The organism is Pseudodesulfovibrio profundus (assembly GCF_900217235.1).
Lineage (GTDB): Bacteria > Desulfobacterota > Desulfovibrionia > Desulfovibrionales > Desulfovibrionaceae > Pseudodesulfovibrio > Pseudodesulfovibrio profundus.
The window spans coordinates 2,375,404-2,395,046 of the sequence record NZ_LT907975.1 but is presented as its reverse complement, the minus strand read 5'-3'; the positions used below and the strand labels follow the sequence as shown (position 1 = coordinate 2,395,046).

Annotated in this window: 17 protein-coding genes; 13 read left to right on the top strand and 4 right to left on the bottom strand. The window is 53.5% G+C overall.

Going from position 1 to position 19,643, the window contains the following annotated elements:
- Positions 1–22: 22 nt before the first annotated feature.
- The 5 genes from tkt to DPRO_RS11285 all read left to right on the top strand — a co-directional run bounded on the left by tkt (position 23) and on the right by DPRO_RS11285 (position 5,633).
- The gene (gene tkt / locus DPRO_RS11305) at positions 23–1,987 is read left to right on the top strand and encodes a transketolase (RefSeq protein WP_097012136.1); all 1,965 of its coding nucleotides are present in this window, start codon (positions 23–25) and stop codon (positions 1,985–1,987) included.
- A 9-nt stretch (positions 1,988–1,996) separates the two neighbouring features.
- Positions 1,997–2,980: a class II fructose-bisphosphatase gene (gene glpX / locus DPRO_RS11300; RefSeq protein WP_097012135.1), complete on the top strand. Its 984-nt coding sequence runs from the start codon at positions 1,997–1,999 to the stop codon at positions 2,978–2,980.
- Positions 2,981–3,081: 101 nt separating this feature from the next.
- A protein-coding gene (locus tag DPRO_RS11295; protein WP_097012134.1) for an IS3 family transposase occupies positions 3,082–4,322 on the top strand; the annotation gives its coding sequence in 2 pieces (ribosomal slippage) (positions 3,082–3,436 and positions 3,436–4,322; 1,242 coding nt in all).
- 32 nt (positions 4,323–4,354) lie between these two features.
- Positions 4,355–5,108, top strand: a protein-coding gene (locus DPRO_RS11290) for an IS5 family transposase (RefSeq protein ID WP_097010290.1) whose coding sequence is annotated in 2 segments (ribosomal slippage) — positions 4,355–4,692 and positions 4,691–5,108 — 756 coding nt in all. Because the reading frame shifts where the segments join, the coding sequence is not laid out codon by codon here.
- 168 nt (positions 5,109–5,276) lie between these two features.
- A complete protein-coding gene (locus tag DPRO_RS11285; RefSeq protein ID WP_097012133.1) occupies positions 5,277–5,633 on the top strand; it encodes a PilZ domain-containing protein in 357 nt (118 codons plus the stop codon).
- 56 nt (positions 5,634–5,689) lie between these two features.
- On the opposite strand, the gene DPRO_RS11280 is transcribed toward DPRO_RS11285, so the two are convergent.
- Positions 5,690–6,577, bottom strand: coding sequence for a DMT family transporter (locus DPRO_RS11280; protein WP_097012132.1), 888 nt, complete (start codon positions 6,575–6,577; stop codon positions 5,690–5,692).
- A gap of 155 nt (positions 6,578–6,732) precedes the next feature.
- Between DPRO_RS11280 and DPRO_RS11275 the strand changes: the two genes are divergently transcribed.
- Positions 6,733–7,485 carry a substrate-binding periplasmic protein gene (locus DPRO_RS11275; RefSeq protein ID WP_097012131.1) on the top strand — a complete coding sequence of 251 codons (753 nt, stop codon included), beginning with the start codon at positions 6,733–6,735 and terminating at the stop codon, positions 7,483–7,485.
- 35 nt (positions 7,486–7,520) lie between these two features.
- On the opposite strand, the gene DPRO_RS11270 is transcribed toward DPRO_RS11275, so the two are convergent.
- Genes DPRO_RS11270 through DPRO_RS11260 form a run of 3 tightly spaced genes read right to left on the bottom strand, consistent with a single transcriptional unit; the run spans position 7,521 to position 9,808 of the window.
- Positions 7,521–8,183 carry an ABC transporter ATP-binding protein gene (locus tag DPRO_RS11270; RefSeq protein ID WP_097012130.1) on the bottom strand — a complete coding sequence of 221 codons (663 nt, stop codon included), beginning with the start codon at positions 8,181–8,183 and terminating at the stop codon, positions 7,521–7,523.
- An 8-nt stretch (positions 8,184–8,191) separates the two neighbouring features.
- The gene (locus DPRO_RS11265; RefSeq protein ID WP_097012129.1) at positions 8,192–9,355 is read right to left on the bottom strand and encodes an ABC transporter permease; all 1,164 of its coding nucleotides are present in this window, start codon (positions 9,353–9,355) and stop codon (positions 8,192–8,194) included.
- Positions 9,356–9,808, bottom strand: a complete 453-nt coding sequence (locus DPRO_RS11260) for a DUF2318 domain-containing protein (protein ID WP_232005562.1) — start codon at positions 9,806–9,808, stop codon at positions 9,356–9,358.
- 300 nt (positions 9,809–10,108) lie between these two features.
- On the opposite strand from DPRO_RS11260, the gene DPRO_RS11255 reads away from it, so the two are divergent.
- The 7 genes from DPRO_RS11255 to dsrP all read left to right on the top strand — a co-directional run bounded on the left by DPRO_RS11255 (position 10,109) and on the right by dsrP (position 19,202).
- Positions 10,109–13,018: a sensor domain-containing diguanylate cyclase gene (locus tag DPRO_RS11255; protein WP_097012127.1), complete on the top strand. Its 2,910-nt coding sequence runs from the start codon at positions 10,109–10,111 to the stop codon at positions 13,016–13,018.
- Positions 13,019–13,273: 255 nt separating this feature from the next.
- A complete protein-coding gene (locus DPRO_RS11250; RefSeq protein WP_097012126.1) occupies positions 13,274–13,804 on the top strand; it encodes an RsbRD N-terminal domain-containing protein in 531 nt (176 codons plus the stop codon).
- 198 nt (positions 13,805–14,002) lie between these two features.
- Positions 14,003–15,040: a sulfate reduction electron transfer complex DsrMKJOP subunit DsrM gene (gene dsrM / locus DPRO_RS11245; protein WP_097012125.1), complete on the top strand. Its 1,038-nt coding sequence runs from the start codon at positions 14,003–14,005 to the stop codon at positions 15,038–15,040.
- Positions 15,041–15,088: 48 nt separating this feature from the next.
- Positions 15,089–16,756: a sulfate reduction electron transfer complex DsrMKJOP subunit DsrK gene (dsrK, locus tag DPRO_RS11240; protein ID WP_097012124.1), complete on the top strand. Its 1,668-nt coding sequence runs from the start codon at positions 15,089–15,091 to the stop codon at positions 16,754–16,756.
- Positions 16,757–17,143 (top strand): sulfate reduction electron transfer complex DsrMKJOP subunit DsrJ, encoded by a 387-nt coding sequence (gene dsrJ, locus DPRO_RS11235; RefSeq protein WP_097012123.1) that lies wholly within the window; start codon positions 16,757–16,759, stop codon positions 17,141–17,143.
- Positions 17,143–17,916 (top strand): sulfate reduction electron transfer complex DsrMKJOP subunit DsrO, encoded by a 774-nt coding sequence (gene dsrO / locus DPRO_RS11230; protein ID WP_097012122.1) that lies wholly within the window; start codon positions 17,143–17,145, stop codon positions 17,914–17,916. Before dsrJ ends, dsrO begins: the two co-directional genes overlap by 1 nt.
- An 11-nt stretch (positions 17,917–17,927) precedes the next feature.
- On the top strand, positions 17,928–19,202 hold the full coding sequence (gene dsrP / locus DPRO_RS11225) for a sulfate reduction electron transfer complex DsrMKJOP subunit DsrP (protein WP_097012121.1): 1,275 nt from the start codon (positions 17,928–17,930) through the stop codon (positions 19,200–19,202).
- Positions 19,203–19,643: the final 441 nt, after the last annotated feature.

Genomic DNA, 19,643 nt, shown 5'->3' with positions numbered 1-19,643 from the left:
ACTTTTAAAAAGGTATATTACCATGACGCAAATGACGGATAAGACCATCGCCGTGGTCAAAGGGTTGATCATGGACGGCGTTGCCAAGGCCAACTCCGGTCATCCCGGCGGCGCAATGTCCTCCGCCGATTACGCCACCATCCTGTTCTCCGAATTCCTTAACTTCAATCCGGACGACCCCAAGTGGTTCAACCGTGACCGGTTCATCCTTTCCGCCGGCCACGAGTCCATGTTGCTTTACGCGCTGTTGCACCTCAACGGCTTCATCTCCATGGACGATATCAAAAACTTCCGCCAGCTCGATTCCCTGACACCGGGACACCCTGAAGTCCATCTGACTCCGGGCGTCGAGGCCACCACCGGTCCTCTCGGGCAGGGCTTTGCCATGACCGTCGGTTTTGCTGTCGCCGAGGCATACCTCCGCGAAAAGCTCGGTTCCGATGTCATGGATCACTACACCTATGTCCTCTCTTCGGACGGCGACCTGCAGGAACCCATTGCTCTGGGCGCTGCTTCCCTTGCCGGTCTGTGGGGACTGGGCAAGATCATCGCCTACTACGATTCCAATAAAATCCAGTTGGCCGGCCCCACCTGTCAGGCCGACTGCACCGACCACAAGAAAGTCTTTGAAGGACTGTGCTGGCACGTCATCGAAGTGGATGGTCACAACCATGATGAAATCCGTGCCGCCATCAAGGCCGGACAGCTTGAGACCTCCCGTCCCACGCTGATCATCGGTAACACCACCATGGCTAAAGGCTGCGCCACCATGGAAGGCAGCCACAAAACCCACGGTGAGCCGCTCAAGGCTGACGAAATCGCGGCAACCAAGGAAAAACTCGGCCTTCCCGCCGAAGATTTCCACGTCGCCGAAGATGTTCTGGAAGCATACCGCGCCCGTTTCGACGGCATGCGCGAAAAGGCTGACAAGTGGCAGGCTCTGGTTGAAGAGAAAATGGCTGACATCGACTTCGCCGCCATCTGGGAGCAGGTCAACAAGCCGCGTCCCGAGCTGTCCATCGACTGGCCTGAATTCACCCCGGGTGAGACCATGGCTACCCGTAAGGCATGGGGTACCTGCCTTGATTCCGTGATGGATTCCCTGCCCACCCTGATCGGTGGTTCCGCAGACCTTGATCCGTCCAACCAGACCATGAACTTCCGTACCACCTACGGCGACTTCGCCATTGACGGGTACACTGCTCGCAACCTGGCCTTCGGTGTTCGCGAATTCCCCATGGCCGCCATCATGAACGGTATCCAGCTGCACGGCGGCCTGATGCCTTTCGGCGCAACCTTCCTGACCTTCTCCGACTACTGCCGCAACGCCATTCGCATGTCCGCGCTGCAGGAACTGCCGGTACTGTACGTATTCACTCACGATTCCTTCTGGGTCGGCGAAGACGGTCCCACCCATCAGCCCATCGAGCACGTCAGCTCCCTGCGCCTGATCCCGGACCTCATCGACCTGCGTCCGGCTGACGCTCAGGAGACCAAGGTCTGTCTGGATATCGCCATGAAGCAGGAAAAGATGCCTTCGGCCATTTTCCTGACCCGTCAGGGACTGCCGATTCTCGATCCGGCCGAGTACCCCGCTGTTCAGGACGGCCCCCGCAAGGGCGGATACGTTCTCAAGGATTGCGACGGCACTCCCGACCTGATCCTCATCGCTTCGGGCTCCGAAGTATCTCTGGCACTGGAAACCGCCAAGCTGTTCAAGCGCAAGGTTCGCGTGGTTTCCATGCCTTCGGCGAAGCTGTTTGACGCTCAACCCAAATCATATAAAGATGAAGTGCTGCCGCCTGAAGTCACGGCCCGTGCCGCTGCCGAAGCCGGTCGCACCGATTACTGGTACAAATATGTCGGTCTGGAAGGTGTCGTACTCGGCATCGACCACTTTGGCGCCAGCGCCCCCGGCAAGACCCTGTCCGACAAATACGGCTTCACCCCGGAAAACTTCGCCGCGATGATTCGCGAAAAATATTAGGAGACAGCTATGGAAGCTCCGCAGAAAAATCTGGCCCTCGATCTCGTCCGTGTCACCGAAGCCGCCGCACTGGCATGTGCACGCTGGCTCGGAAAGGGAGACAAGATCTCCGCCGACCAGGCTGCTGTTGACGCCATGCGTCTTTGTTTCAATACCCTCGATATCGAAGGTCGCGTCATGATCGGCGAAGGGGAAAAAGACGACGCTCCCATGCTTTTCAACGGTGAAAAGCTTGGTCGCGCCAAAGGCCCCAAAGTCGACATCGCCGTCGATCCGCTGGAAGGCACCAACTTGCTCTCCAACGGTCGTCCCAACGCCATCTCCGTTGTCGGAGTTGCTCCCGCAGGAGCCATGTTCGATCCGGGCCCGAGCTACTACATGCAGAAACTCGTCGTGCCTTCCCAGGCAAAAGACGTTGTTGATATCGAAGCACCCACCGGTCACAACCTCAAGTTGATCGCCCGTGCGCTCGACAAGGATGTTGACGATCTGGTCGTCTTCGTTCTGGACAAGCCCCGTCACAAAAAGCTGATCAGCGACATCCGCGAAGCCGGTGCCCGCATTCAGTTGCACACCGACGGTGATATCACCGGTTCGTTGATGGCCATCGACCCCCGCTGCGAGGTGGATGTCATGATGGGAACAGGCGGAACCCCGGAAGGCGTGCTCTCCGCCATCGCCATCCGTATCATGGGCGGCGAGATGTTCGCCAAGCTCGATCCGCAGAAGCAGGACGAAAAGAACGCTCTGGCCGAATATGGCATGGATGTTCGCCGCGTGCTGACCGTTTCCGATCTGGTCAAGAGTGAAGACCTGTTCTTCGCCGCCACCGGCATCTCCGGCGGCACCTTCCTGAAAGGTGTTGCCTACCACGGACACGGCGCCGAGACTTCTTCTCTGGTCATGCGCGGCAAGACCGGCACCATCCGCTACGTGGAAGCCATCCACAACTGGGATGCATTGATGAAGTTCAGCGCAGTCGAATACGACTAGACTTCTCGAAATACAAAGCAAAAGGCCGGAACCACATGGTTCCGGCCTTTTTTATTTCAATGTCCCGTCCTGAAATAGGTTGACACCCAGAGGACCTATTTATGGAAGACAAATCCAAACAGCGAGTTAGACGCACCCAACGCGATTACACGATGGCCTTTAAATTGTCGGTTGTGGCACAGGTGGAAAAGGGCGAGATGACGTACAAGCAGGCTCAGGCTCTTTATGGTATTCAAGGGCGAAGCACTGTGCTGAAGTGGCTCAGGAAGCACGGCACCCTTGATTGGAGCAAGTCCATGGTACATTCCCGAAAAGACCCAAAAGCCAGAGAAACACCGGTCCAGAAGATCAAACGGCTGGAGAAAGAGCTTGAGGAAGAAAAGATCAAGACCGCGCTTCTCAATAAAATGATTGAGATTTCCGACCGCGAGTTTGGGACTTCTATAAGAAAAAAGCTTACCCCCGAGCTGCACGAAGTCTTCAGAGAGAAAGACAAATAAGCTTGTCTGCTTGTTGCAGGCAGCTCGGGGTCAGTCGGCAGTCCGTGTATCAGGCTGAAAAGCGCCATGATGCACGGGAAGCCATGTATCAGGAGGCAAAGGCCATGGTCCTGAACGTGCGGACCAGGATGCCCCGCCTTGGGACTCGAAAGCTGTACCACCTGTTGAAGGACGCATTTTCCGCAAAGGGAATCAGGCTCGGACGTGATGGGTTGTTTTCCCTGCTGCGGCGAGAGCATATGCTCATCAAGCGACGGAAAAACTATACAAAGACAACCAACTCGAAGCATTGGCTAAAAAAGCATCCCAACTTGTTGAAAGATGTTCAACCGAGATGTCCTGAGCAGGTGTTCGTAAGCGACATTACCTACGTGAATACACGTGAGCAAACATGCTATCTGTCGCTGGTGACAGATGCATTCAGCCGGAAGATAATGGGATACAACGTGAGCCGGGATCTCAGTGCGGAAAGCACAACCAAAGCGCTGGACGCGGCAGTTGAAAACAAGCGAAGGAGGGTGAATACAATTCACCATTCAGATCGAGGACTCCAATACGCTTCTTCGGTCTACCAGAGAAAACTCCAGGAATCCGGCATGGTTCCTTCCATGACAGATGGCTATGACTGCTATCAAAATGCCTTGGCGGAACGGATGAATGGAATTCTGAAGCAAGAGTTCATGGTCACCAAATGCAACGACTTTGCAGAGCTCAATACCCTGGTGAGGGAATCCGTTGAGATATACAATTCACAACGGCCACATCTCAGCCTAGGAATGAGAACGCCAAACGATGTACACGAATCAGGCTGTGGGGCTAGGGCGTGTCGACAATCATTCTGAGATTTGCTATACTTCTTGGCAGGAGGTTGGCAGTGCAAAAAAGACACGCTCTACGCGACGATCAGTGGGATAAAATCAAAGAATATCTTCCAGGAAAACAAAGTGACTGCGGTGTAACTGCAAAAGATAACAGGCTATTCATTGATGCAGTCATGTGGATTGGCAAGACAGGGGCGCCTTGGCGAGATTTGCCAGAAAGCTATGGCAAGTGGTCTTCGGTCCATAAGAGATTTATCCGCTGGGCCAAGAAAGGTGTATGGCAAATGATCTTCAACACGCTTGCGGTAGACGCTGATACTGAATGGCTCATGATTGACAGCACAATAGTGCGAGCTCATCAGCATTCGGCTGGCGGAAAGGGGGCACCTCCAGCAGTCGGTGGGGAAATCTAGAGGAGGGTTTTCAACGAAAGTCCATGCTGCCACAGATGCTCTCGGATGTCCAACTAAATTCATATTAACACCTGGAAATACAGCGGATTGCAGTATGGCGATTCCGCTTATTGAAGGACAGGCTGCCGAGCATGTCCTTGCTGATAAGGGCTATGATTCAGATGAAATTGTAATGGCAATTGAAGCCATGAATGCCAATCCGGTTGTCCCTCCTCGCTCTCACAGAAAGACAAGGCGAACATATGACAAACATCTCTATAAGGAGCGAAGTGCTATAGAGTGTATGTTTGGAAATTTAAAACAGTTTCGAAGGATTGCAACACGATACGACAAGCTGGCGACGTCCTATCTTGCTTTCGTGTACGTAGGAGCAATGTGGCTGTGGCTGAAGTGATTGTCGACACACCCTAGCCCCACAGCCTGATTGAAACCTTCAAAAACCGTCAACCTATTTCAGGACGGCTCACAAACAACATCGCGCCTCCTGACCGCCACTCTTCAGCAAGCAGGTCTTTTGCTCACCGTCCAAAATATGTTATACAAGGGTTAAGGAGTGATCATCATGGACGACAACAAGCGACACAGCACCCGCGTCAAGGCGGGATTCGAAGCATACGTCACCGTGGACGACGTTGTCATCCCGGTGGAGACCAGGGACATCAGCCTCAAGGGAGCCTTACTCGTTGGATGTGATGACTGCCATGTGGGAACACATGCCGAGCTACACATTCCCTTGTCACCCAGCGTACGGATTGTCACCGAAGGCGATATCATTCGCTCCGGCGACAACCAGATAGCCATGCGATTCAAGGAAATGGACGAACTGAGCTTCACCTTCCTGCACCGGCTGGTTCAACTCAATGCACAGGACCCGGTCACCATTGACGACGAATTGATGGATGTATTCGAAAAGTTCTGAAAGTCAGGGCACACAGTACGTATGCCGCAATGACACAAACGTCTTGTCACAACCTGTTATGCGACTGACTTTTCCGGTGTGTCGTCCAGACTGTCGCGCCCGAGCAGGAACGTCCCCAACACAATCAAGGTGCCGCCGCTGATCGTCCAGTAGTCCGGTATTTCACCAAGGAATGAGACACCCCACATGGCGGCAAAAACCATTTCCAGACAGGTGATTCCGCTGATACGTGCGGCAGATTCAATGGCGTAGCCACGTGTCATGAAATATTGACCGAGATTCATCGAAATCGCGATTCCGGCGATATACAGCCATTCGATTGGGGTCGGCATGACCCAGTCATGCGAGAAAAAAGGCCCGATCAGGCAGATCAATAAGGGGGGATATGCCATAACGACTGCAGGATGCTCAGTTTTCGCCAGCGTCCTCACAACAAGGATGGCCAACGCGGTAACCAGTACGCCTGCGAGCGCCACAGCCACGGCAACAGGATCAAGATCAGCCTTGCCCACTCCAAAAAGAAAACTAGGCCGACAGACAAGGGCTACGCCGGTCAGACTGGCCCCCACAGCCACAAGCCCCCACTTACCGAGCCGTTCCTTGAGAACAAACCATGCCAGCAAGGCGACAATTGCCGGATGCGTAAAAATGATGGCGGTTGCATCAGCCAGAGGCAAATGGATAAGCGCATAGAACTCTGCGAACAAGGAAATGAAGCCTACCAACCCCCGAGCGAGAAGAAACCACCGCCGATTGCCAAAGAAACCGACCCCGGATCGTCGAAGAAGAACCCAGCACAAAACAACACCGACCACACCGCGCAAAAACAACAATTGCATGGTGGGAACATGTTCACCGGCGAGCTTGATCAGCAGCGAACCGATGGAAAAGAGGATGGTGCCTACCAGCATGAAGCGCATGCCGGGGGTCAGATTGATAAACATGCGGCAGAGTATGCCTAACCCTGCTTAAGGACAAGCAATTAATATCGCAAAAAACATCTTTAAGGAGCTGGCATAATGCAATATAATATAACCATCTACAACCGTTGACGCCGACTAGCATACGGTCTGCCAACTTTACGAGGTCACCTCATTCAATGATACGAATACTGTCTTCTCCGCTTCTTGTCCTGATGATGCTGGTCGCTCCACATGTGGCAATGGCTGAAGGAAGGACTGTGACTCTCGGCTATTTCGCCAGAGGGTGGGCACCGTATGAGATTTTGACAGACGCGGCACCGAGTGGGATTGCTGTTGATCTTTTCGAGGAGGTCCTGCCGGACTCCATCACAAGAAATGTCGATCTTTATTCCAAACCTCGAGAACTGCTTCTGAGCAATGAAGCACCCATTTACACACGACTGGAAGCAATAGAGTGGGTGCCGAAACCAGATCGCTTTTTATGGAGTGATCCAATCCTTCGTGAAGACAGTATCATTATATCCTCTGCACGAACGCCGCTCATTTATTCCGGGCTTGAGAGCCTGGAAGGTAAGACCATCGGCTGCATCAGCAATTATTCATATCCGGTCATAGAACCTTTGTTCCTTCAGGGGAAAGCGATTCGCTATGATGTCAACAAGGATATTCTGCTATTGCGTATGGTCAAACAAGGACGTGTGGACGGTGTCGCCATCAACAAGCGAACCGCTTTGTGGCTTATGAAGACAACCCCTTCAATGTCGCGAGAGGACTTCCACTTCGCGGAAAAGCCGCTATCATCAGTGTGGCTCAGGTTCGTCTTTAATCACGTCACAGGTTGGGAAAATTGCCTTTCGGTGGTGAACAGGAAGATACAGGCAATCCGAGAAAACGGCACCCTCGATCAGATATTGTCAAAATACCAATAAAAAAAGCCGCCTTTCAGGCGGCTTTTCTATTTCATCTACAGCACGCGGCCGTCAGCCATGTGCACGATTCGATCGGCCTTGGCAGCATACTCCTCGTCATGAGTAACCATGACCACGGACAATCCTTCATTTTTCAACTCGGACAGCAACTCCATCACGGAATCTCCGGTCGCCTTGTCCAGATTACCTGTCGGCTCATCGGCGAAGAGTACAGTCGATTCCTTGACCAATGCACGAGCGATGGCAACACGCTGCTGTTCGCCGCCGGAAAGGTGACCAGGGATTTTACTCCCCTTGCCGGCCAGACCGACCCGTTCCAGACAGGCATCCGCGCGTTTCTTGATTTCATTGCTTACCGGAGCCAGCCCTTTCATATACGGGAGCAGGACATTCTCCCTGGCAGATAGATACGGCAGCAGATAGTGAAACTGGAAGACCACCGAGAAGTCCTTTTGACGCAACTGGTTCAACCTGTCAGCGGCGAATGTGGTCACATCTTCCCCGCCGTACAGGATCTCTCCAGAATCAGGAGTCAGAAGCGTGGACAGAATATTGAGAAACGTTGTTTTCCCGGAGCCGGATCGCCCGACGATTGAGACAAACTCACCCGGCTGAACTGTCAAATCAACACTGTCCAGAGCTCGAGTCTCTACCCCTTCCGACTGGAATGTTTTGATGATGTTTCTTGCTTCAAGCATGGTGTCTCCTACAGTGATATCAACGCTTCAGACGGTTCGATGGATGATGCTTTCCAGGCCGGGAAGAACGATGAGACCACGGAAACCCCTACAATAAACAGACAGGTCAATGCCATGTCACCCACACTGAAGCTCAGTGTCGCCCCCTTGGCTATGTCCAGCGCAGCCAGCACTTCAAGGCTCAGGGCAAAACCGGCCAGATATCCTAAAGCTCCGGCCAACAGACCGATCAGCACGGCCTCGAAACAGAAGATGCCGAATATTCCGGCCCGAGAAAATCCAAGGGATCGCATGAGGCCAATCTCCTTGATCCGCTCATTGACCGAAGAGAGCATTGTCACGCCAACCATGCAGCAGGCGATCAAGAGAATAACCAGAGAAACCGTCAGGATGAGTTGCTTGACGAAATTGACGGAATACATGCGCTGTTTGACAATGGACTGTAACGCCTGGATTTCGGTGCCGGGAAGCGCTTCCTGGAGTTCGGCGACGATCTCCTCGATCGGACACCCGGCGCACAAGGCGGCCACTTCAACAAAACTTACCGTATCCGCCGAACCGAAATGCTGCTGGGCAAACTCCATTCTGGCAAAAACAACCGAATCATCGTCGCTGCCGGTGGGCATGATAACCCCGGCAACCGTGACCGAAGCGCCATCCAGTTGAATCTTGTCTCCGGCAGACACACCGAGCGTATCGGCCACCTTTGCACCGACAAGGATTTCATCCGCAGCATCCGGGAACTGTCCATTGACAGCCCAGTAGCCCTTGAGGATTTTCTCCTGTTCCCAGCGAACACCAACAACACCCACTGCAGCGTCATTGGCCTTGGTCATGGCTACCAGCTTGGGCGCAACAACGGCTATGCGCTCCTTCATCTTGATGGATTGGATGTTTGCAACGACCTCGGACTCACGAAGATCAGAGACACTCAGCGCCATATCTCCCATCGTGAATCCGCCATAACTCACCGACAAGGTGTTTCGCTTGGGCGTTACGAGGATATTAGCGCCATAGGCTGTCAGCTTCTTCTCAAGTGACTCGCCAACAACGCTCGACACGTAGTTGAGCGAGACAATGGACGTGACTCCGAGAGTGAAGACCAATAACAGCAGGACGGTCTTCACCCATTTCTTACGGGTATTCCGCAGGGGGATGGTCAGTATGTTCATTTAGAAATACCCACGCCCTGCCATGATGTCCTCTGCCTTGAAAATGACAACGTCGTTATCGTAGGTTCTTGTCAACGGAGAGGGATTGCAGCCACCCTTCACCTCGTTGATGCGGGAGGAATGAAAACGCATACCGCAATTGTTGCAGACCATGAACTCGCCGTCCTGATCATATCCCTTCTTTTCCCGGAAGCAGACATCACACGCATCAAAGGCAGCCCGGATAACACCATCGCTGGATTTGAGGACGAAAAACTTTACCTCACTGCCGTCCTGCTCAAACGAATAGTAGTGTGCCTTTCCATCGTTGACATCTGCTGTGGGCAAGGTGACAACGCCATTACTGGCCTTGACTGACGTATACTTGCCAAATCCCCACAAGGCATGTGCGTTGTCCGCAAAGAAAATCGCCAATGCCAACACCATGAAAATTGTTGCTAACCTGTTCTGCACCTTTTCTCCTATTTTTATGTGTGCTAATTCATACTAATCCAGTCTGGAATTAGTGCACAATACTCCCTGAAAAGCACTAAGCAATGCACAAACCAAGCCAAATAGTATCGGCCTTAGATCATTGCATATCCGACTAATCGAGTCAGGTATAGAGCTTTATAAATGAAAGTTTCTGCACAAGCTTGTGCAAAAAATCGTCACAATTCTGTTACAAAGTCGGTACTCGCAAATTGGGGCTGTTCCCATAACCAGCTTTTTGTTATGCACTCTTTGTAAATAACAATTAGGCAGTAATCCGTAATGGATCATCTCAAGAATCTCATCATTAGTAATACGCAGCAACTCGCCGAAGACATCCGTTTCAAGGCAGAGGCGAACGGCAATGCTCAAGACACCGGTATCCCCGAGGCTGTCTGGGGAGAGTCCGTCAGACTGATAAGTGAAGCCATGGTTCAAACACTTGAACTCTATGGTTACGACTACGACGCCACTGCCGAGGAACCTTCCGAAGTGAGCTCCGTCAATCGTTTTGCCGAAATCTTTGCCCGAGCCCATTATGACAAAGGCGTTTCACTGGTCCGCTACCTGACAACACTCAGGCTCTACCGACGCGCATACCGCAGGCGCATCTGCGACTCCATTGCCGATGAGGATGAAAAACGCAAAGTTCGATCGTTCTTTCGCAGTTTCTTCGATGGCCTTGAGATAATGCACTCCATCCAATGGGCTCGCTTCGCTGAAGAAGACCGGGTGCAACGGATGCAGGAGAACAACCAGTTGCTGACCAAGGAGCGAAGCCGCTTCCTTTCCTTGTTCAACGGACTTCCTTCGCCCGTACTGTTACTGAGCAGTGATCTGCAAATCGAATTGATCAATCCTGCCACTCAGAAACTGATGGAAAACGAAAACATCCCTGAGTCGCTGACGTATGCGCAACCCGGCACCGGATTGGAGCAAGCTGCACCGGCCTCGGAGAAAGTGCCACTGCAGAAGGTAATCCCGTGGCTTGCCAATTCGATTCAGGCAAGCTGCTCACTCAATCCCGAACAGAATTGCCGTTTTGATTCCGAAGTCGTGATAAACGGGAAAGAACACCATTTCGACATTGCCATTTCCTATGTGGATGCTTCTCCCGGTGGTCACAATGGAATCACTGTTGTCGTGGATGACGTCACCGCCCGAATAGAAGCCAAACAGTTAATCAGCAAGGAACGCAATCGGGCTGAGAATTATCTAGACTTTGTCGGAACCATCGTCCTGGCCCTGGACCCCTCCGGCTCGGTGATGATGGCGAACCGAACCGCCTGCGCGACCATGGGCTACGAGAAGGCGGAATTGCTCGGGCAGGATTGGTTCGACACCTGTATCCCGGCCCACGAGCGAGATGCTGTTCGCGACTATTTCACCCTGATCTTGCAGGAAATGGTCGACGTTGACGAAGAGAGTTCCAATCAGGTGATAACCAAAGACGGAGAGCACCGGATCGTCACATGGCGAAACCGGCTGCTTCGCAACGACGACGGCATCCCCATCGGTGTCATATCTTCGGGCATGGACATCACCGAACACCGCAAAATGGAAGAGGCGCTGGAGGAGAAGGAACTCTGGTTGCGAAATACCTTTGTTGCCCTCGGCGAAGGTGTTCTCATCCTCACGCCGGACAGACACATACTCGACGCCAACCCGGCAGCCGAATCAATCTTTCAGATGTCCAACGATGAACTGACAGGGATCCACATCGATGAACTGCATGTTAGCCCTGAGATGTCGAAAGAGTACGGCGAAATAACCAGACTTGCCTTTGAGCGAGGCGAATCCGCTCACTTCGAGTTCACCCTGCGCCGTAAAAACGGAGAATCCTTCCCCGCAGAAAATTCCGTTTCCCTCATTAGCAGCGACGAAGGCACACCTCTCGGAGTGGTCAACACCATCCGCGACATCAGCAACCGAAAGAAAGCGGAACAGGTACTCAGACGAAGCGAGGAAAAATTCCGCCGTATATTCGAGACCATTGTCGAAGGGTTTATCGTCACCGGCATGGACGGCATTATCCAGATGGTGAACCCTGCAACCTGCAATCTGCTCGGCTTCAAAGAGCATGAACTGGTAGGTCATGACATAGCACAACTTTTTTCCGATGATGACGAGCGGCAGCGGCTGAAACAGGCCATGACCCAGCACGAGCGAGTACAAGGAATTCACCTTTCAACCCGACATAAAAGCGGCGACCCCATCGTGCTTGAGGCCAATGCCCACTTCGTTCGAGATGAAGGTGGCGAACCTGTTGCAATGGAAGGCACGTTCCGGGACATCACCGCACGACTGGAAGCTGAAAAAGTTCTGCGCGAGCGCGAAAAGCAGTATCGCGCGTTCTTTGAGAATAACCACGCCATCATGCTGTTGGTTGACCCCAAGACAGATGAGATAGTGGACGCCAACCCGGCCGCAAGTGAATTCTACGGATATCCCGTCAGTCAGATGCGCACAATGAACATGCGCCAACTTTCATCGCAGTCGGATGAAGATATTTACCAGGAGATGTTCCGCTCACGGCAGGAAAGCCGCGTGTATTTCATTTTCCAACACCGCCTGGCCAATCATGAAATACGGGATGTCGAGGTCTACTCGGGGCCAATCATGGTGCAGGGCACCCAACTGCTCTATTCGGTCATCCACGATGTCACCGAGCGCATCCGCCTCGAAAAAGAGATGAAACGCATGGCCACCACCGATGCACTGACAGGCGCCAACAATCGCCGCCGCTTCTTTGAACTGGGCAACCATGAACTCAAGCGCTCTGCTCGCTACAAACACCCCCTCGCCGTGGTAATGCTCGACATCGATTATTTCAAATCGATCAATGACAACTATGGGCACCAGGCCGGCGATGAAGTGTTGATTGCCTTTACGTCCACAGCCAAGGCTTCACTCCGCGATTCCGATATATTCGGTCGCCTTGGCGGAGAAGAATTTGCCGCGGTCCTCACCGAGACATCAGCCGATGCAGCTATCGAAGTCGCCGAGCGCCTCCTCAAAGACCTGGCCGCGGTACGAGTTCCGGTCAAAGGAGAGGAAATCTCCTTCACGGTTTCCATCGGTGTTTCTTTTGCCAAAGAAACGGACAGCTCCATTGAAATGGTGCTGAACCGGGCGGATGAAGCCCTTTACAAGGCCAAACGAGGCGGTCGAAACAGAGTTGTGACAAGCTGACATGCCCAACGACCACCACCATTCCAAGGGAGCAATCCCGACTGAATTGCTCCCTGATCAACCCTTGAAAATACTTATTACAAGCCGGGTTTTCCCTGAAAAAACCTTGACGTTTACCGGGGGGTTTGGAATATGGTTCATAAGTTTTACGTGAGGTTTTTCACAACTTACACAAACACGGCCGTCAAACGGAGCCACCCCTCAGCCACCAGGCATGCGGGAGTGCTGCGTTTTGTCAGCCTTTAAGAGTAGATAATGACATTTGAATCCGAGCTTGCCGAGCGCAAGGACGAGCTGTCTAAAAAATGGGCGAACCTGATTCTTCAGACGTACCCCAAAGAGACACAGAAAATCTGGTCTCGAGAAAAAGATCGTTTTCAGAACCCGGTGGGGGCGGCCATCGTAGAGGCCACCCGGGAACTGCTCGATCTGACTATCCAATGGGAAGATGCTGAGAAGATCGCCTGCGAACTGGACCGGATTATCCGGATTCGCTCCGTGCAGGACTTCAGTCCGTCCCAGGCCGTCAGCTTCGTCTTCCTCCTGAAGAAACTCATTCGCGACGAGTTCTTCAAGGCCATGGACTCGGCAGGCAGATTGCCTGAACTACTCAGGTTTGAGGCCAAAATTGACAATATGGCCATGATGTCCTTCGACATCTATTCAAAAGGTCGCGAAAAGATATACCGGTTGCGCGTGGACGAAGTGAAACGCGCCCAGAGCCAATTGCTCAGGCGGGCCGGTATGGTTGCGGACGTTACGGTCGAAGATTCTTCGACCGATTAGGAACGCGCCACGGGGTTGTGTTGGTTTAGGGAGAGTCGGTTCTTTTTGATCGGTGCCGGGGGCATTACACGGTATCTTTCTTTGACGCATCTGACAAAATTCTTCTGCGCGAACGCATCCATCCGCGGCACGTCCAAATGTGGCAGGCCTTCCGGCGTGAGACCCGGCAGGTCCAACCTTCAAGCGAGGTGACGGTAGATGAATGCTCTTTACTCACTTCTGTTCGTCTTTCTCCTGGTGTTGATCCCGTTGTTCGGGGTTGGCGCGGCACACATTAATTCATTTTTCGGTGCCAGCCTTCCGTACACGGCGTTCATCATCTTCATTGTCGGCTTTGCATACAAAGTCATTAACTGGGGGAAGAGCCCTGTGCCCTTCAGAATCCCCACAACCGGTGGTCAGTTCAAATCGTTTGATCCGACCATGTTCAAGCAGAACAAATACGACTGTCCCCAGACCGGCGCCCAGACTTTTGTGCGCATGGTTCTGGAAGTCTTTGCGTTCCGCTCCCTGTTCCGGAACACCGAAGTGTCCTTGCACGAGACCAAGGACGGCCCGGTCGTGGCTTACAAGTCCAGCAAATGGCTGTGGCTGTTCGCCATTACGTTCCACTATTCATTCTTCATTATCGCCCTGCGCCATCTCCGACTGTTCCTGGAGCCGGTTCCCTTCTTTGTGAACGGCCTGGAATTCATTGATGGTATCCTGCAGATCGGTGCACCGACCATGTACCTGGCCGATGCCGGCCTCGTCGCCGGTGTGCTCCTGTTGGCAGGCCGCAGGCTGATAAACCCCAGAGTCAACTACTTCTCGTATGTCTCCGACTACTTCCCGCTGTTCTTGATTCTGGCCATCGCTCTGTCGGGCATCTACATGCGCTATTACGCCGTTGTCGACGTTGTGGCCATCAAGGAACTGACCATGGGTCTGGTTGCCTTCAAGTACGTCACCCCGGAAAACATCGATGTTTCCTTCTACGTTCACATCTTCCTGGTGAGCTGTCTCATGGTGTACTTCCCGTTCAGCAAGCTGATGCACTTTCCCGGTGTCTTCTTGTCTCCGACCAGAAACATGCCGAACGACACCCGTGCCAAGCACCACGTGAACCCTTGGAACCCCGACATCAAGCCTCATGCTTATGCCGATTACGAAAAGGAATTCGGCGTTCCCATGGCCGAGGCAGGTCTGCCCCTCGACAATCCCGAGAATGGCAAGGCCCCGGAAGAAAAGGCTTAGAGGGTTCACCTCTTCACGGTGATACTTCGTTATTAGGAGAGAAGAAATATGTCCGACATGCCTAAAGCTGAAGAGCTCTTTAAGAGCATAGACTACAATCCACCGGCCACTGGCTGGATGGAGACCCCGGTGGACTTTTCACCGGGCAACTGGTGTTACCCCGCCAAGCCCGAGAAGATCGAATACATGGAATCGAAGCTTCCCGGCCTGTGGGGCGAGGCCCGCGAATGGAGCCCGCAAAACGAAGACTGGAAGCTGCCGTCCAACTGGCGCGAAATCGTTGTTAACGGTTTCCGCGAGCGTCTGGACAAGTTCCGCTCACTCAAGCTGTTCATGGACATCTGTGTCCGTTGCGGCGCCTGTGCCGACAAGTGTCACTACTTCATCGGTTCCGGTGACCCCAAGAACATGCCTGTACTGCGCGCAGAACTCATGCGTTCCGTCTACCGCGGCGAATTCACCCTGGCAGGCAAGATCCTGTCCAAGCTGACTGGCTCCCGCGTCATGGAAGAAGATGTCCTGAAAGAATGGTTCATCTACTTCTACCAGTGCACCGAGTGTCGTCGCTGCTCCCTGTTCTGCCCCTACGGCATCGATACAGCGGAAGTGACCATGATGGCTCGCGAACTGATGCATCTGGTTGGCCTGAACACCAACTGGATCATGGAGCCTGTCTCCAACTGTAACATCACCGGTAACCACCTCGGCATTCAGCCCCACGCCTTCAAGGATATCGTGGACTTCATGGTTGATGACATCGAGGAAATCACCGGACGCAAGGTCAAGGCACCGCTGAACGAAAAGGGTCATGACATCCTGTTCATCACCCCTTCCGGTGACGCCTTTGCCGATCCCGGCATCTACACCTTCATGGGTTACATGCTCCTGTTCGATTACCTCGACCTGGACTACACCATGTCCACCTACGCATCTGAAGGCGGTAACTTCGGTTCGTTCACCAACAACGAAACCATGAAGAAACTGAACGCCAAGATGTACGCCGAAGCCAACCGCCTCGGTTGTAAGTGGATTCTGGGCGGCGAGTGCGGCCACATGTGGCGCGTCGTCCACCAGTACATGGACACCATGAACGGCGACCTCCAGGGCGACCAGATGGAAACTCCGGTCAACCCGATCACCGGCACCGTGTTCGACACTGCTGCGGCCACCAAGATGGTCCACATCACCGAGTTCACTGCCGACCTCATCAAGCACGGCAAGCTACCGCTCGACCCGAGCCGCAACGACCACCTGCGCGTCACGTTCCACGACTCCTGCAACCCGGCCCGAGGCATGGGACTGCTGGATGAACCGCGCTACGTGATCAAGTCCGTCTGCAACAACTTCTTCGAAATGCCGCCCGCTACCATCCGTGAGCAGACCTTCTGCTGCGCCGGTGGTTCCGGTCTGAACACCGAAGAAATCCTGGAAATCCGTCTTCGCGGCGGCCTGCCTCGCGGCAACGCCCTGAAGTACGTCCAGGACAAGCATGACGTGAATACCCTGGCCTGTATCTGTGCCATCGACCGCGCCACGCTGATCCCGCTGGCCGACTACTGGGCACCCGGCATCACCATCACCGGTACCCACGAGCTGGTCGCCAACGCGCTGGTTCTCGAAGAGGGCGAAGAACGGACCATGGATATGCGCATGGAATCGCTGCCCGGATTCGAGGACGAAGACGACGACTGGACTCCCCCGAACATGGAGGCTTAAATGAAAATGCACTACGGTTTCCCGATCATAGCCGGACTGCTCATCTTCCTCGGCCTGCTCTGCGCCCCGTTTGCGCTGGGCACCACTGCCAAGGATTACAAGCAGCCCGAGCTGAAATATCCTGAAGGTGAAAAAGAATGCATCGAGTCCAAGGAGTTCATGCGCGAAAGGCACATGGTACTTCTGGATCAGTGGCGCGACTGGGCCTTGCGTGACGGCAAGCGCATCTACACGAACCACAAAGGCAAAGAGTTCACCATCTCCCTGCAGAATACCTGCATGAAGTGCCACCAGTCCAAGGCGGACTTCTGTGACAAGTGTCATACCAACGCTGGTGTCTCTCCCTACTGCTGGGATTGCCACATTCAGCCGGAGGGTTTGAAATAATGAAGAACAATAGAAGATCCTTCATCAAACTTGCCGCGGTTGCAGCCGCCGGTATCGCCGTTGCTCCCAAGGCTGCGGTTGCCGCAGGCGGACACGCTGCTCCGATCAAGAAAAATCCCGAGGCTCTCGAAGCCAAGCGGTGGGGCATGGTCATTGATACGACCAAGCTTCATACCAAGGAAGAAATCGCTGCCTTGGGTGAAATATGCCATACCGTACATAACGTGCCCGAATTGGAAGGCCCGCAGGAACTCATGTGGCTCTGGTCCGATTCCTACGCACACTCCTTCCCCGAGCAGGAGAACCCGCATCTGGCTGAAGAGATTCACCACCGCGACTACCCGCTGCTCTGCAACCACTGTGATAATCCTCCGTGTGTTCGTGTTTGCCCCACAAAGGCAACCTACAAACGCGCTGACGGTATCGTTGCGATGGACTACCACCGCTGCATTGGTTGCCGTTACTGCATGGCCGGTTGCCCCTACGGCTCCCGTTCATTCAACTGGGGCGAACCCCGGAAGCACCTGGATCTCTCCAAGATCAATCCGGATTTCCCCACCCGCATGCGCGGTGTCGTTGAGAAGTGCAACTTCTGTGTAGAGCGACTGGCTGAAGGTAAACTTCCTGCTTGTGCAGAGGCATCCCACGGCGCCATCATTTTCGGCGATCTCTCCGATCCCGATTCCAATGTGCGTCAGGTCCTGCGCGAGCGTTACACCATTCGCCGTAAACCCGCTGCAGGCACCGAGCCCAGCGTGTACTACATCATTTAGGAGGAATCAGAATGCTTGAATTAGCTCTCAAAGGTTCCAAGAGATACTACGGTTGGATCGCATTCCTCCTGGTCCTGATCGGTGTCGGGTCCCTGGCGTGGCTCGATCAGCTGATGAACGGTCTGGAAATCACCGGGATGAGCCGTGACGTCTCCTGGGGCTTCTATATCTCTCAGTTCACCTATCTGGTCGGTTTGGCTGCATCTGGTGTCATGATCGTGCTGCCCAACTACTTCCATGGTTACAAACCGAACAAACACATGGTCATCTTCGGCGAATTCATGGCAATTGCCGCCTGCGTCATGTGTCTTATGTTCATCGTGGTCGACATCGGTCAGCCTACCCGTATGCTCAATGTCATCTTCCACGCTACCCCCAACTCCATCCTGTTCTGGGATATGATCGTTCTTAACGGTTACCTGTTCCTGAACCTGCTGGTCGGTTGGACATGCCAGCAGGCTGATCGCCAGAACCTGCCGCATCCGAAGTGGCTCAAGCCCTTCATTTACACGTCCATCATCTGGGCTTTCTCGATTCACACCGTGACCGCGTTCCTGTACCAGGGTCTGCCCGGCCGTCACTACTGGCTCACCGCCGTTCTGGCTGCTCGCTTCCTGGCTTCCGCGTTCTGCTCCGGTCCTGCCATCCTCCTGCTGGTCATGATGGTTACCGAGCGTTTCACGACCTTCAAGATGCCCAAGAAGGCTCTGACTACCCTGGTCAAGATCATCGCTTACGCAATGTGCGTGAACATGTTCTTCTTCAGCCTGGAAGTCTTCACCGCCTTCTACTCCAATATGCCCGGCCACATGCATCCGCTGGTATACCTCTTTGCTGGTTACCATGGACACACCGAGCTGGTTACCCTGATGTGGACCTTCATCGGCCTGGCTGCAGTATCTATTGTACTGCTGACCACCCCGAAGCTCCGCAACAACCTGAAGCTGCTGCCTTACACTCTCGTCATCCTGGTTATCGCTACCTGGATCGACAAGGGCCTTGGCCTGCTGATTGGTGGATTCAACCCCACCCCGTTCCACACCATCACTCCGTACTGGCCTACCGGTAAGGAACTGCTGGTCTCCATGATGGTTTACGCCCTCGGCGCACTGATCGTGACGGTTCTTTTCAAGATCGCCACCGACGTGAAGCAGGAGATGGGACACTCTCAGGAACTGCCTTGTGGCTGCTCCACTGAAGACAACTGCGACTGCACCATGGACTGCGGCTGCCCCAAGGGCGACTGCACCTGTGAGGAAGCAGAGAAGGCTACTGCGGAAGCCTAAATCCGCAAGCTCAGGCCTAGCCACGTAACGTCACCTCGCTAGGCGCTAGCTGACCCGCCCCCCTTGTCCTTTTGGACAAGGGGGGCTTTTCTTTTGCTCAATGCAAGGTGCTTACTCAACACCCATTTCACTTTTCCTTGGAGTCCAATAGCCAATTCATTGATTCATTTTTCGGGTTGCACTACTTCATGGGCCACCCGTCCAAAGCGGCCATCATCTCGACTTATAACAGCGTTCCGTTGCCATAAAGCTCTGCCACTGCTACATAGGGTGTAATCATCTTTTAATGGAGCGTGTTGTCATGAAAACAGGACAACTCGTCTATGAAACATGACAGAATGTCTCTTATACATGACACTCTAACAGAGTATATTTTTTATGAGAGCCTGAAACAATCAACAGTCTACTGTAATAGTTGATCATAGTTCCGAATCGCATCCT

Bases quoted from the DNA above. Each gene is read 5' to 3' on its own strand.
- dsrM (WP_097012125.1), top strand. From the start codon at position 14,003: ATGAATGCTCTTTACTCACTTCTGTTCGTCTTTCTCCTGGTGTTGATC.
- glpX (WP_097012135.1), top strand. From the start codon at position 1,997: ATGGAAGCTCCGCAGAAAAATCTGGCCCTCGATCTCGTCCGTGTCACC.
- DPRO_RS11265 (WP_097012129.1), bottom strand. From the start codon at position 9,355: ATGAACATACTGACCATCCCCCTGCGGAATACCCGTAAGAAATGGGTG.
- DPRO_RS11255 (WP_097012127.1), top strand. From the start codon at position 10,109: ATGGATCATCTCAAGAATCTCATCATTAGTAATACGCAGCAACTCGCC.
- dsrP (WP_097012121.1), top strand. From the start codon at position 17,928: ATGCTTGAATTAGCTCTCAAAGGTTCCAAGAGATACTACGGTTGGATC.
- DPRO_RS11250 (WP_097012126.1), top strand. From the start codon at position 13,274: ATGACATTTGAATCCGAGCTTGCCGAGCGCAAGGACGAGCTGTCTAAA.
- dsrO (WP_097012122.1), top strand. From the start codon at position 17,143: ATGAAGAACAATAGAAGATCCTTCATCAAACTTGCCGCGGTTGCAGCC.
- DPRO_RS11280 (WP_097012132.1), bottom strand. From the start codon at position 6,577: ATGTTTATCAATCTGACCCCCGGCATGCGCTTCATGCTGGTAGGCACC.
- DPRO_RS11275 (WP_097012131.1), top strand. From the start codon at position 6,733: ATGATACGAATACTGTCTTCTCCGCTTCTTGTCCTGATGATGCTGGTC.
- tkt (WP_097012136.1), top strand. From the start codon at position 23: ATGACGCAAATGACGGATAAGACCATCGCCGTGGTCAAAGGGTTGATC.
- DPRO_RS11285 (WP_097012133.1), top strand. From the start codon at position 5,277: ATGGACGACAACAAGCGACACAGCACCCGCGTCAAGGCGGGATTCGAA.
- dsrJ (WP_097012123.1), top strand. From the start codon at position 16,757: ATGAAAATGCACTACGGTTTCCCGATCATAGCCGGACTGCTCATCTTC.
- dsrK (WP_097012124.1), top strand. From the start codon at position 15,089: ATGTCCGACATGCCTAAAGCTGAAGAGCTCTTTAAGAGCATAGACTAC.
- DPRO_RS11270 (WP_097012130.1), bottom strand. From the start codon at position 8,183: ATGCTTGAAGCAAGAAACATCATCAAAACATTCCAGTCGGAAGGGGTA.